Annotated in this window: 9 protein-coding genes; 8 read left to right on the top strand and 1 reads right to left on the bottom strand. The window is 37.0% G+C overall.

The window, feature by feature from the left end:
- Positions 1-128: 128 nt before the first annotated feature.
- The 7 genes from IGL90_RS08770 (at position 129) to glnA (ending at position 7,210) form a co-directional block, all read left to right on the top strand.
- Positions 129-1,088: a GDP-mannose 4,6-dehydratase gene (locus IGL90_RS08770; RefSeq protein ID WP_082153324.1), complete on the top strand. Its 960-nt coding sequence runs from the start codon at positions 129-131 to the stop codon at positions 1,086-1,088.
- Positions 1,089-1,219: 131 nt separating this feature from the next.
- Positions 1,220-2,200 carry a glycosyltransferase family 2 protein gene (locus tag IGL90_RS08765; protein WP_430604633.1) on the top strand — a complete coding sequence of 327 codons (981 nt, stop codon included), beginning with the start codon at positions 1,220-1,222 and terminating at the stop codon, positions 2,198-2,200.
- Between the two features lie 119 nt (positions 2,201-2,319).
- Positions 2,320-3,066: a glycerophosphodiester phosphodiesterase gene (locus IGL90_RS08760; RefSeq protein WP_010777806.1), complete on the top strand. Its 747-nt coding sequence runs from the start codon at positions 2,320-2,322 to the stop codon at positions 3,064-3,066.
- Positions 3,067-3,996, top strand: a complete 930-nt coding sequence (miaA, locus tag IGL90_RS08755; protein WP_002384318.1) for a tRNA (adenosine(37)-N6)-dimethylallyltransferase MiaA — start codon at positions 3,067-3,069, stop codon at positions 3,994-3,996. It abuts the gene before it with no gap.
- 3 nt (positions 3,997-3,999) lie between these two features.
- A complete protein-coding gene (gene hflX / locus IGL90_RS08750; protein ID WP_002384319.1) occupies positions 4,000-5,241 on the top strand; it encodes a GTPase HflX in 1,242 nt (413 codons plus the stop codon).
- Between the two features lie 202 nt (positions 5,242-5,443).
- The gene (locus tag IGL90_RS08745) at positions 5,444-5,827 is read left to right on the top strand and encodes a MerR family transcriptional regulator (RefSeq protein WP_002388239.1); all 384 of its coding nucleotides are present in this window, start codon (positions 5,444-5,446) and stop codon (positions 5,825-5,827) included.
- A gap of 42 nt (positions 5,828-5,869) precedes the next feature.
- Positions 5,870-7,210: a type I glutamate--ammonia ligase gene (gene glnA, locus IGL90_RS08740; protein WP_048737505.1), complete on the top strand. Its 1,341-nt coding sequence runs from the start codon at positions 5,870-5,872 to the stop codon at positions 7,208-7,210.
- Between the two features lie 25 nt (positions 7,211-7,235).
- On the opposite strand, the gene IGL90_RS08735 is transcribed toward glnA, so the two are convergent.
- On the bottom strand, positions 7,236-8,738 hold the full coding sequence (locus IGL90_RS08735) for a DUF6056 family protein (RefSeq protein WP_048737507.1): 1,503 nt from the start codon (positions 8,736-8,738) through the stop codon (positions 7,236-7,238).
- Positions 8,739-8,898: 160 nt separating this feature from the next.
- On the opposite strand from IGL90_RS08735, the gene nifJ reads away from it, so the two are divergent.
- Positions 8,899-12,630, top strand: a complete 3,732-nt coding sequence (nifJ, locus tag IGL90_RS08730) for a pyruvate:ferredoxin (flavodoxin) oxidoreductase (protein ID WP_048737510.1) — start codon at positions 8,899-8,901, stop codon at positions 12,628-12,630.
- Positions 12,631-12,776: the final 146 nt, after the last annotated feature.

The following is a 12,776-nucleotide window of genomic DNA, read 5'->3' as shown; positions in this document are numbered from 1 at the left end:
ATAATATGAAAAAATACATGACTTGTGTGGGAACTTTTATTTGAATAAGTGCAATAGTTTAGATGATTTATATACCTAAATATTTAAACGCTCAATTTACGTTTTAACATATAATGAATTTAATTGGAGTGGGAAACTTGAGGAACTTTTTAATCACAGGCGGTGCCGGCTTTATCGGTTCGACCTTAGCAAATTATTATAGTAAAGACAATCAAGTTGTGGTCATTGATGATTTATCAATGGGCCAAACTGAAAATTTAAACACATCTGAAAATATCACGTTCATTGAAGGTAGCGTGATTGATCAACAATTAATGGAAAAAGTACTACAAGAGTATCAGTTCGATTACATTTTTCACTTAGCAGCGATTGCTAGTGTAGCAGATTCAGTAGCACGTCCAGTGGAAACACACCAAGTGAATTTTGAGAGTGTGTTACAATTACTGGAATTAATTCGGAAATACCAGAAAGATTTAAAACGTTTGGTGTTTGCTTCTTCTGCAGCGGTTTATGGGGATGAGCCAACTTTACCAAAACAGGAAGAATCAGTAATTCGTCCATTAACGCCTTATGCGGTGGATAAATTTGCTTCTGAAAAATATGTGTTAAACTATTGTCATTTATATGATGTTCCAACAAGCGCTGTTCGCTTCTTTAACGTTTATGGGCCAAACCAAAATCCTAATTCGCCTTATTCTGGCGTTATTTCGATTGTGATGGACTCTTACAAACGCTTATTAGCCAATCAAGAAGTGACATTCAATATCTTTGGCGATGGAAAACAATCCCGTGATTTTGTCTTTGTTGAGGACGTGGTTCAAGCGTTGAATCTTGTCGCTCATTCTGACCAATCACTTGGGGAAGTGTATAATGTTGGAACAGGGAAAGCAACCGATTTAAATGAGTTAATTTCTTCTTTAAATGATATTATGAAAGTCACTTTGCCAGTTGAATATAAAGAAGCGCGAGCTGGGGACATTAAAGATTCCTTAGCGGATATATCTAAATTACGTGCCATTGGTTATGAACCGAAATATAGTATTCAGTCCGGTTTGGATAAATATGTTAATTATGAATTAAAAGAATAAATAAAACTTCTTGAGAGCTGATAGTTCTCAAGAAGTTTTCAAGTAATTTGTACGAAGTAGTCATAGATAAAAAAAGTTTAATATGGTATGCTAAATTTGTATGCAAGTATTAAATTTGGGGGATTTAACCTGTGAAAAAGAAAATTTTAATTTCAATACCCGCGTATAATGAAGCAAATAATATACGTCCTCTATATAAAAAATTAAATGAAACTTTAGAAAAAAAAAGAAACGAAGTTGATTTTGAAATATTATTTATTAATGATGGAAGCAAAGATAACACTGTGAGTGAAGTTTTATCATTAATTGAACAAACGGACAATGTTTCTTTAATTGATTTGTCCAGGAATTATGGAAAAGAGATAGCAATGAGTGCGGGCTTTGATTATTCTACACATGATGCTGTTATCACAATGGATGCTGATTTACAACATCCACCAGCTACAATTATTGATATGATTGATCTTTGGCAGCAAGGCTATGAAGATGTCTATGCTAAAAGAAATCAACGCAAAGGGGAGTCATGGTTCAAAAAAACATCCTCTAAATGGTTTTATAAAGTATTAGGAAAACTAGCCAATACGCCTGTTTTACCAGATGCAGGAGACTACCGGTTACTTGATCGTAAGGTAGTAGAGGCGCTGAAGCAAATGAGAGAATCTCAACGTTATACGAAGGGGTTATATAATTGGGTAGGCTTCAAAAAGGTTGCGATTGAATTTGATGCGGATGAGAGACTACATGGTGAAACAAAATGGAGTTTTGGCGCATTATTGAAATTGGCAATTGAAGGAATTACTTCTTATACAACGGCTCCTTTAAAGATTTCAATGTATTTTGGCTTTTTAGTTTCTTTTGTTGCGTTTATTTACATGATATATGTATTAATTAAAACATTGATATTTGGTACGGATACTTCAGGCTTCCCTTCATTAATGATTATGATATTATTTTTAGGTGGCTGCCAATTGATTTCTGTAGGGATTTTAGGGGAGTATGTTGGCCGTGTATTTTTAGAGACTAAGAAACGTCCCTTGTATTTTGTAGAAAATATATACAGTTTGCCAAAGAAAAATGAGACTAAAGAATCAGAGTTAAAAGAGATTGATTAATGAATATATTCATTTTACTTATAAAAAACGAGGTAGTAGTCGAATGACTGTATCTCGTTTTTCCTATATTTGAACCCACCTCACTCCAATGGTACAATAAACAAGATTGGAGTGAGAGCATGACAGATATTATTGCACATCGAGGAAGTAAAGGCACCCATCCTGAAAATACGTGTATTGCTTTCAGAGAGGCTGTTCGTGTTGGTGCTGAAGGAATTGAATTAGATGTTCATCTTTCTAAAGATGGTTATTTAATCGTTATGCACGATGAAACGGTGGATCGTACGACAGATGGTCATGGTGAAATCCAACAGTTAACATTAAACGAATTAAAACAACTAGATGCTGGAAGCTGGTTTCAGAAAAATCCTTCTGTTCAATGTGTTCCAACATTGGAAGATGTTTTAAATTGTCTTGAAGAAGAACAATTCAATGGTTTTTTGAATATTGAACTTAAAACGGATATTATCCATTATGAAGGAATTGAGAAAAAAGTCGTCCAACAAATGAAGCAAAAAAACTGGCCGTTTCGTTATTTATATTCCAGTTTTTATTTTCCAAGTTTAGTTAAATTAAAAAAAGCTGATCCTAAGACAGAAATTGCCTTTATTTATGAATCTGCAGAGGATTTAAGTCAAGCGGGACCGGCATTCGCGCTTGTCGATAGTTTACATCCAAAAATGTCTTGGGTGTTGGCTCATGAAAAAGAACTTATCACAATTGGCAAACCGCTGCGGCCGTGGACTGTTAATCGGATGGAAGAAATGGAAAATTGTTTTCAGCTAAAATTGGCGGGTGTTCATACGGATTTTCCTGAAGAAGCAAAATTTGCTCGTCAAAATTGGCAAGAAGAAGGAGAAACATAATTGGAGAAAGTATTAGTTATTGTAGGACCCACTGCGGTGGGGAAAACAGCATTAAGTATTGCTTTAGCAAAAAAATTTAATGGTGAAATTATTAGCGGTGACTCCATGCAAGTTTATCGCTCGTTAGACATTGGCACCGCTAAAGTCACAGAAACAGAAAAAGAAGGAATTCCTCACTATTTAATTGATTGCCGTGAAGTCAGCGAAACATATTCTGCCGCTGATTTTCAGAAAGAGGGTCGTCAAAAAATCAAAGAAATTACTGAAAAAGGGAAACTACCAATTATCGTTGGAGGAACAGGTTTGTATATTCAATCACTCCTTTATGATTTTCAACTAGGAAGTCGTGAGATAGATGACTCGCCTGAAATTAGAGAAACGTACAATTTATTTGCGGAAGAAAAAGGGAATCAAGCCTTATGGCAGTTATTACAACAAAAGGATCCTCTAGCGGCTAACAGCATTCATTTTAATAATCGTAAAAAAGTGATTCGTGCGTTAGAGGTCTTTGACAAAACCGGTTATAGTATTTTGACCCCAAAGGAAAAACCAGCTCGTCTCTATGATTATTATTTGTTAGGTTTGGAAACAGATCGCGCTTTATTATATGAACGTATTAATCAGCGGGTGGATCAAATGATGACAGAAGGGCTGTTGGAAGAAGCAAAACAGATGTTTCAGCAACCACATGCACAAGCAGCTCAAGGTATTGGCTATAAAGAATTTTTCCCGTATTTTTCCGGTGAACAATCATTAGAGATGGCGGTTGAAACAGTCAAACAGCAATCGCGGCGATATGCCAAACGTCAATTGACTTGGTTTAGAAATCGAATGGCTGCGCATTGGTGGGATTTGGTTCAGCAGCCAACAGATTTGCCCAAGTTGGAAAATGAAGTAGCGGAATGGCTACAACAGAAGGAGAGTGAGTAGGCGATGACCACTCATGAAAAAGTGATTCTAGTAGGAGTTGAGACGGAAAAAAATTATCAGACATTTTCTGCATCAATGGAAGAACTGGCGAATTTAACGGAAACCGCTAATGGAGAAGTGGTGTTTGTTTTAACGCAAAAACGACCACAAGTTGATCGACAAACCGTAATCGGTAAGGGGAAATTGGAAGAATTAATTCAATTAATAGATGCCTATGAAGCGGATCTTGTGATTTTTAATCATGAGCTCACACCGCGCCAAAATCAACTGTTATCTGAAGCGTTAGCTGTGCGAGTAATTGATCGTGTACAATTAATTTTGGATATCTTTGCTTTGCGTGCGCGCTCCAAAGAAGGAAAGTTACAAGTTGAATTAGCACAATTGGATTATTTATTGCCTCGCTTGGCTGGGCAAGGAAAACAGTTGTCACGACTTGGAGGAGGTATTGGGACACGCGGGCCTGGTGAAACGAAATTAGAGTCGGACCGCCGCCACATTCGGAATAAAATCTTAGGCATCCGTCGTGAGTTAAAAGAAGTCACTGCTCATCGTGAACGAAGCCGCCAGAAAAGACAAAATTCAGAACTATTTCAAATTGGCTTGATTGGTTATACCAATGCTGGCAAATCAACTATTCTCAACATGTTGACAACAGCAGGAACTTATTCAGAGGATCAATTGTTTGCAACGTTAGATCCTTTAACTAAAAAATGGCAATTGCCTCAAGGCATGGAAGTTACGCTGACCGATACGGTCGGCTTCATTCAAGATTTACCAACACAACTGATTGAAGCCTTTCAGTCGACATTGGAAGAAAGTCGGACGATGGATTTACTGCTCCATGTGGTGGATGCAAGTGCGCCAGATCGTTTACAACATGAACGCACAGTTCAAACATTGATTAAAGAATTAGCATTGGAAAATATTCCATGCTTGACGGTTTATAATAAAAGAGATCAAGTGGACAGCAAAGAATTTGTCCCAACCTTATTTCCCAATGTATTGATCTCAACTAAAATTTCTGAAGATAAAGAACGACTGGTTCAAGCTATCCGTGCCCAAATGATGGAATTACTCGAGCCTTATCAATTAGAAATTAGCCCAACTGACGGACAAATATTAAGTGAACTTCGCCGGATGACACTAATGATTTCAGAAGAATATGCTGAAAATGAAAATCGGTATATCGTGAAAGGCTTTGCGAAAAAAGAGTCTAAATGGTTGGCTGAATCCGAAAAAGAATAAAAAATGGTAAGTTGATTAGAAATGATTTGTAAAAACAAATCATTTCTATTTTTTTGGTTAGCAGGAGAAAATCAGCCATGAAAAGATGGAAAAGTCCATATTTATCAGGTTTTTTGTTTTATGTTAGAAAATCTAACATAAGTTCTTGACAATTTGTCATTCTATTGTTATTCTAAGAAATAACTAAGAGAGGAGGATGGAGATGAGAGAAAAAGAGTTACGCCGTTCCATGTCAGTTTTTCCAATTGGTACAGTTATGAAACTAACGGATTTGACCGCTCGACAAATTCGCTACTATGAAGAACAGGGATTGATTCATCCAGAACGTAGTGAGGGCAACCGACGCATGTATTCTTTAAATGATATTGATGTTTTGTTAGAAATTAAAGATTATTTATCTGATGGATTGAACATGGCAGGGATTAAGCGTGTGTATGAAATGAAATTAGAGGAACAAAAAAACACCGCCGAGGCAACTCGTCCGTTAACCGATGCAGATGTTCGTCAGATTTTATACGACGAAATCCTTTCGCAAGGAGGACTTACTCAGCAAAATCCGTTCCAATCGAATGTACCAAGGCTTTAACGTTTCAGCAGCCAATAAAAATGAAGGATGGGGATCAGACCGATGACAAGAAAAGCCAAAACGGCAGAAGAGATTAAACATATTGCAGAAGAAGAAAACGTACGTTTTTTACGACTAATGTTTACCGACATTATGGGAACAATTAAAAATGTTGAAGTTCCTGTGAGTCAGCTAGATAAAGTATTAGATAATAAAATGATGTTTGATGGGTCATCCATCGAAGGATTCGTTCGTATCGAAGAAAGTGACATGTATTTATACCCTGATCTATCTACATGGATGATTTTTCCGTGGGAAAGCGACCATGGAAAAGTTGCGCGCTTAATTTGTGATATTTACAATCCTGATGGTACCCCTTTTGCCGGAGATCCCCGCGGTAATTTAAAACGCGCCTTAGCAGATATGAAAGAATTAGGCTTTACTTCTTTTAACTTAGGACCAGAACCAGAATTTTTCCTATTTAAATTAGATGAGAATGGTGAAATTACCACTGACTTGAATGATAAAGGTGGCTATTTTGATTTTGCGCCAACCGATTTAGGTGAAAATTGTCGCCGTGATATTGTTTTAGAGTTAGAAAGTTTAGGCTTTGAAGTGGAAGCTTCGCATCATGAAGTAGCACCTGGTCAACATGAAATTGACTTTAAATATGCTGATGTAGTTGATGCTTGTGACAATATTCAAACGTTCAAATTAGTTGTGAAAACTATTGCGCGCAAACATGGCTTGCACGCAACATTTATGCCAAAACCTTTGTTTGGAATTAATGGTTCTGGTATGCACTGCAATATGTCATTATTTAATGAAGAAGGTAATGTTTTTTATGACGAGTCAGGAGAGATGGGCTTAAGTCAAACTGCGTATCATTTCTTAGGTGGTTTATTAAAACATGCCCGTGCCTATACTGCGGTATGTAACCCAACAGTGAACTCTTATAAACGCTTGGTACCAGGTTATGAAGCACCTGTTTATGTAGCTTGGAGCGGCAGAAATCGTTCACCACTCATTCGAGTTCCTGAATCTCGTGGTTTATCGACTCGTTTAGAGTTACGTTCTGTCGATCCTTCAGCGAATCCGTATTTAACAATGGCAGTCTTATTACAAGCAGGTTTGGATGGTATCCGTAATGAACTTACGCCACCGCCAGCGGTTGATCGTAACATTTATGTGATGAATGAGGAAGAACGTCAACATGCACAAATTGAAGATTTGCCATCAACCTTACACAATGCCATCAAAGAATTACGTAAAGATCAAGTAATGATTGATGCATTAGGTCGTCATATTTTTGCCAATTTTGTAGAAGCGAAACGAATGGAATGGGCAGCCTTCCGTCAAACCGTTTCTGAATGGGAAAGAGAACAATATTTGGAGTTGTTCTAAAAAAAGAGCCCTAGGGCTCTTTTTTTTATTTTGTTTCCATCGGTACGAATGTAATCGTTATGTCTTGTGGAATGTTATAAAATGTTTTGTAACGGCGCATCCAATTTTCTGCGGTTGTTCCTTTCTCCCAAAAGTATTCTCCATTTGGTAATAAAGGTAATTTTACGGAAGTTTCTTTATTAGCGATTGCCTCATCTATAATTTCTTTTCTTTGTTGTTCTACTCTGTAGGTGTATGCAAACATCAAAGTATAAAAGGTTAGTAAGACAAGAATTCCTTGTTTAAGAATTTTCGTTATAAACAGTATTTCATGGTTGTTTTCTTCTTCACTTTGTAAATTAAAATAATAAGCGATAAATTGCAGAATAAGTATAATCCAAAAAACATACGTAATATAAAATGACCGGGGACCGATGGGCTCAGCAATGAAAAGAGGCCCAGCTGTACATACGATAGATAAGAACAAGAAAAGTAGTTTTGCTTTTAAATTACCTTTAAATTGAATGAGTATAAATATAAATATTGAAAGGTAGTATAGTAAAGCTAATAGTGCAGTGAAATCTTGACTGCGATTATAGGATATTGTGAAATAAGGATAAATAAAGACAGAGAAAACCGTATAAGTACTTATAAAAAATAGAGCTCCTTTATTTATCAGCTGCGTTGCCTTTGATTGTAAAATATCTTTATCTTGTTTTTTAGAGATTAATAAAGTTAACGTTGCTATACAAAGATTAATGAAACGATTTTGATGAAAAATATTTTCTGCCATCGGTCCTATTGTTTTATAGTAAAAATATGAAAGCGATAAATTAATTTTTTTATAGCCATCAGTATTATTGGCAGCATTTAAGTAAGCTGGATTAATTAGCATAATAATCAAACTAAGGAAACTTGTAACTAGAAAAGCAAGTAAGAACGAATCAATCATCTTTCTGGTTTTCCAAGAATAAATACATAAAGCAATTGCAAGGAATGTGATATAAACGCTGATGTTTTCAGAAAAAAATTGAGTCCCTAAACTTAAAACAATACCTGTTAGAACAGGGTGTTTTAAATTAGCTGTTTCATTAGTAAATAAGTAATTCACTATTATGAAAAAAACCACTAAACTAATGACAGGAGGAACGAAGTTCACAAAAGCTGCCGGCCATCCATAAGTTTGTTGAAAAAGTTTTGTGGGAATTAATATAAGCAGAGCTAGGCTAAAAATCAAAAGAAATTTTTTATTTGTAGTTGTTTTTCTATCTAAACTTAGGTTAGTGAATTTTGTTAGTACTGTAAGTAATAATAGAATCGTGCCGCTCATAAACAAGCTTTTAATTAAAACGCTACGAGTAATAATTAAAGCGAAGATATTTCCAAAGTAGCGTCCATTGTATCCTTGAAAGCCGTTTTTTAATAAATCAAGCCCTTCTTGACTTCCCCACATCCATTCATCGTGAGCGTAAGGGATAAAATAAAAAATGATGGTTAGTAGTAAAAAAGCAAGGATAATAAATTTATTTTTTTGAAGAGTTTTCAACATATTCTCCCTTTCTGTAGATCGTTATTTTCAGTTGTTATTATAAACTAATTATATATAAAAACATAGAGATAATTTGTAACTGGAAAAGGAAACTCTAAAGAATGTTTGTGAAAAATGTTTCAAATGTTTGGTTTTTACGCTATAATAAACAAGAATATGCGTGCAACTATTCTATTTTTTAGATATAAAGGATGAGAAAAACATGCGGAAAATGAAAACAATGGATGGAAATGCTGCAGCAGCTTATATTTCCTACGCCTTTACAGAATTAGCAGCCATTTATCCAATAACACCAAGTTCAACAATGGCTGAGCTTGTTGATCAGTGGTCGGCCGAAGGTAAGAAAAATATCTTTGGTCAACCTGTGAAAGTAGTCGAAATGCAATCGGAAGCTGGTGCTGCCGGCGTGGTCCATGGCTCTTTAAAAACAGGCGCGCTTACCACGACCTATACGGCTTCACAAGGGTTACTTTTAATGATTCCTAATATGTACAAAATAGCTGGAGAACTATTACCATCTGTTTTTCATGTGGCGAGCCGAGCTTTAACAACGAATGCTTTAAATATTTTTGGTGATCAAGGAGACGTAATGGCCGCACGCCAAACAGGCTTTGCTATGTTGTCAGAAAGCAGTGTGCAAGAAGTGATGGATTTGGCACCAGTGGCTCACTTAGCTTCGATTGAAGCGAGTGTTCCATTTATGAACTTTTTTGATGGCTTTAGAACAAGTCATGAAATTCAAAAAGTGGCAGTTCTTGACTATGAAGAATTAGCACCCTTAGTAAACCAAGAGAAATTAGCCGAATTTCGTCGTCGGAGCATGAACCCGAATCACCCTTCCGTTAGTGGAATGAACCAAAATCCAGATATTCACTTTCAACAACGAGAAACAATAAATCCTTATTATGAAAAATTACCTGGTATTGTTCAAAAATATATGACAGAAATTAACCGGTTACGGGGAACCAATTATGATTTAGTGACGTATTATGGCGCAGAAGATGCAGAAGAAGTGATTGTCACAATGGGTTCAGTTGCACAAACAATTGAACAGACTGTTGATTATTTACAAGAACAAGGAAGAAAAGTTGGCTTTCTTAATGTCCATCTTTATCGACCATTTCCAGTTGAAACATTTCTTGAAAAAATACCACAATCAGTTAAAGCAATTGCTGTCTTGGATCGGACGAAAGAGCCCGGTGCTGGTGGCGAACCGTTATTATTGGATGTCCAAAGTGCGATGTATGAAGCGGACATTCGCCCAACAATTATTGGTGGGCGCTATGGTTTAGGTTCTAAAGATGTACTGCCAAATCAAATTGTTGCGGTTTTTGATGAATTAATGAAAGAACGTTCTGCCATGAAGAAGCGTTTTACAATTGGGATTGATGATGATTTAACTTATACTTCATTAGAAGTTGGCAAACCACTTGATTTGACGAATCCGAAAACCTATCAAGCTAAATTTTGGGGCTTTGGTTCTGATGGGACAGTAGGGGCGAACAAGTCAGCAATTAAGATTATCGGTGATCATACAGACAAGTATGCACAAGGATTTTTCTATTATGATTCAAAAAAATCAGGCGGGTTGACCGTTTCTCATTTACGTTTTGGCGAGACGCCTATTCGTTCAACGTACCTCATTGAACATTCTGATTTTGTGGCTTGTCATACAGCCGCTTATTTGCATACCTATGATTTAGTAAAAGGGTTAAAAAAGGGCGGTACTTTCCTCTTAAATACCATTTGGAATGATGAACAACTAGCACGATTTTTACCCAATCAATTAAAACGGTATCTAGCTGAAAATGAGATTCAGTTTTATACAATCAATGCAGTGAAATTAGCTAGTGAAGTCGGACTAGGCGGGCGAATTAATACCGCGATGGAAACAGCTTTCTTCAAATTAGCGCAAATTATGCCTTTTGAGCAAGTGTTGCCAATTTTAAAAGACGAAGCACTGAAAAGTTATGGTCATAAGTCTATGAAAGTTGTCGAAAAAAATATTCAAGCAATCGATAAGACCGTTGAATTGTTGCATCAGGTAACTGTTCCAGCAGAGTGGAGAACGCTTGAAGTTCAACCGCGAAAACGTTCAGAAAATGTTAGTGATTTTGTTCATGAAATTGTTGAACCGATTAATCGTCAAGAAGGGAATGCGTTATCTGTTGCGACACTAGCGAAAAATGGGATGACAGATGGGCGAATGCCTTTGGGAACTGCGGCAGTTGAAAAACGTGGAGTTGCATTAGAAGTACCTGAATGGATTAGCGATCGGTGTACCATGTGTAATGAATGCGCCTTTGTATGCCCCCATGCGGCGATACGACCATTCTTAGCCGATGAAGAAGAAATGACTGAAGCGCCAGAAGGATTCATTGTACGTGATCTACGTGGTGCCGACGGCTTGAAATATCGTATCCAAGTCTCAGTCAAAGATTGTACTGGCTGTGGACTTTGTGTTGAAGCCTGTCCAGCTAAAGGCAAAGCTTTAGTAATGAAACCTTATGAAGAAGAAAAAGAGCAGGCTATGAACTGGGCGTTTGCTATGACATTACGTCAAAAGGAAAACCCAGCAAAACCGAATACTGTTTTAGGTTCACAATTTAATAAACCTTTATTAGAGTTTTCTGGTGCTTGTTCTGGTTGCGGCGAAACGCCTTATGTTAAATTATTGACGCAAATGTTTGGTGACCGAATGCTGATTGCTAATGCAACAGGATGCTCATCGATTTGGGGTGCTGCAGCGGGTGTGACACCATACACTACGAATGAACAAGGACAAGGTCCAGCTTGGTCAAATTCTCTTTTAGAGGATAATGCCGAGTTTGGTTATGGCATGTTGTTAGCAACGCAAGCGCGTCGCGAACGTTTAGCTAGTAAAATGGCCAAAGCTTTTTCTGTAGCCAGTGATTCTTTACGTTTATTGATGGAAGATTGGATAGCACATCTGTCCGAAAGTGAAGGTACGCAACAACGTGCAGCTAAATTACGTGCAGCTTTGCTTGAAGAAAAAACAAATCAACCTTTATTGGAAGCAATTTATGACGATCAAGATCTTTTTGTCAAACCAAGTCAGTGGATGATTGGTGGGGACGGCTGGGCTTACGATATTGGTTACGGCGGTATTGACCACGTGTTAGCTAGTGGCGCGGATGTAAATATGTTAGTTCTAGATAATGAAGTCTATTCCAATACAGGTGGCCAAACTTCCAAAGCAACTCCTGCATCAGCGATTGCGAAATTTGCTGCCAGTGGGAAATATGCTTCTAAAAAAGATTTAGGGATGATGGCAATGACTTATGAAAATGTCTATGTCGCTCAAATTGCCTCAGGTGCAAACCAAATGCAGACGATTAAAGCTTTTGAAGAAGCAGAAAAATTCCCTGGACCATCGATTATTATTGCTTATACACCATGTATTACACATGGTTTAGCAGGTGGGATGAGTCAAACGTTGAAAGAAGCGAAAGATGCAGTTCATTCAGGTTACTGGTCTTTATATCGCTATAATCCATTATTGCGAGAAAAGGGCAAAGAACCAATGACATTGGATTTCAAAAAACCAGATTTTTCATTAATGAAAGAGTTTATGCGCCAACAAGTTCGCTTTGCATCCTTAGAATCTAGTCAACCAGATACAGCGGAATTGTTATTTAATAAAACAATTAATGATGCTAAGAGACGGTTCTATAATTATGCTCGTTTAGCTGGTCAAGAAGAAAAAATTCGAGCAAAACTTGAAAAACAAAGTGAACCAGAAATAACTGCGCCAGAGAACGAGAAGCCACGAGTGAAAAAGGAACGCGTAGTTGATCCGGAAGCGGAAGCAAGAAGGGCTGCCCGCCGCGCAGAACGAGCAGCCAAGAGAAAACAACGTGAGCAAGATTAAATAGAAATCAAAAAAACGTGTCTGAGCTTTTTGCTTGGACACGTTTTTTAGTTAGAAATGCGATTTTTTGATGAAAAATTTCAAGTTATTTGAAAAAGTTCCTAAATTTTTTTGATGTTTCCGCTTGCGTTCTGTGATGAAAGAAA

The organism is Enterococcus sp. DIV1307a (assembly GCF_050537425.1).
Taxonomy (GTDB): Bacteria; Bacillota; Bacilli; order Lactobacillales; family Enterococcaceae; genus Enterococcus; species Enterococcus faecalis.
The sequence above is the reverse complement of the archived record's forward strand: the minus strand, read 5'-3'. Positions and strand labels throughout refer to the sequence as shown.

Coding starts and splice junctions, on each gene's coding strand:
- hflX (WP_002384319.1), top strand. CDS start 4,000: ATGACCACTCATGAAAAAGTGATTCTAGTAGGAGTTGAGACGGAAAAA.
- IGL90_RS08760 (WP_010777806.1), top strand. CDS start 2,320: ATGACAGATATTATTGCACATCGAGGAAGTAAAGGCACCCATCCTGAA.
- IGL90_RS08735 (WP_048737507.1), bottom strand. CDS start 8,738: ATGTTGAAAACTCTTCAAAAAAATAAATTTATTATCCTTGCTTTTTTA.
- glnA (WP_048737505.1), top strand. CDS start 5,870: ATGACAAGAAAAGCCAAAACGGCAGAAGAGATTAAACATATTGCAGAA.
- IGL90_RS08745 (WP_002388239.1), top strand. CDS start 5,444: ATGAGAGAAAAAGAGTTACGCCGTTCCATGTCAGTTTTTCCAATTGGT.